We start from the raw sequence: 1,006 nt of genomic DNA on the forward strand, positions 1-1,006 counted from the left end.
AGTCTAACCTGCATGCTCTTTCACAACCAGAGGTAGCCAGCAACGACCCGTTGCACGAGTTGATCCGGCAGGGTGCCCGGGATCTGATCGCACAGGCCGTTGAGACGGAGCTGGAGAGCCTGTTGAAGCAGTACGCGGACGTCAAGACGCCGGATGGCCGCCGTGCTGTGGTGCGCAATGGGCACCTTCCCAAACGCGCTGTTCAGACAGGCGTCAGCGACGTAGAAGTCCAGGTTCCCAAGGTCCGGGACCGCAGTGGCTCTGGCATTCGCTTCAACAGCCACCTGCTGCCACCCTACCTGAAGCGCGCCCGGAGCCTGGAGGAACTGATTCCCTGGCTCTACCTGCGAGGTGTTTCCTCCGGTGATTTCCAGGAGGCCCTGAGTGCGCTGGTTGGTGAACAAGCCAATGGCCTGTCGGCCAACACAGTGTCTCGGCTCAAGGCGAAGTGGCTTGATGAGCACAAGGACTGGCAGCGACGAGACCTGAGCCAGAAGCGTTACGTCTACTGGTGGGCGGACGGCGTGTACAGCAACGTCCGCCTGGATGACCGGCTCTGCCTGCTGGTGATCATTGGCGTGACCGAGCACGGCCACAAGGAGCTGGTTGCGGTCGAGGACGGCCACCGGGAGTCCGAAGCCAGCTGGCGAGAGCTGCTCACGGACATACGGGAAAGAGGCCTGGAGCCTTCGCCCAAGCTAGCTGTTGGCGACGGCGCACTGGGCTTCTGGAAGGCCCTGAGCAAGGTGTTTCCGGACACCCGGCACCAGCGGTGCTGGGTCCACAAGACGGCTAACGTGCTGGACAAACTGCCCAAGTCCGTGCAGCCAAAGGTGAAATCGGCACTGCACGAGATCTATCTGGCCGAGACAAGAGACAGCGCTCACAAGGCGTTCGATAGCACCTTGAGGCGGTTTCGGGACAAGTACCCAAAGGCCATGGAAAACCTGGAGAAGGATCGTGACGAGCTGCTGGCCTTCTACGATTTTCCGGCGATTCACTGGAT

1 protein-coding gene is annotated in these 1,006 nt (G+C 61.0%); it reads left to right on the plus strand.

Going from position 1 to position 1,006, the window contains the following annotated elements:
- A partial coding sequence (locus tag MLC59_RS19775; protein WP_427901748.1) for an IS256 family transposase occupies positions 1-1,006 on the plus strand: 1,006 nt, incomplete at both ends.

Source organism: Marinobacter bryozoorum (genome assembly GCF_023156245.1).
GTDB classification, from domain to species: domain Bacteria; phylum Pseudomonadota; class Gammaproteobacteria; order Pseudomonadales; family Oleiphilaceae; genus Marinobacter; species Marinobacter bryozoorum.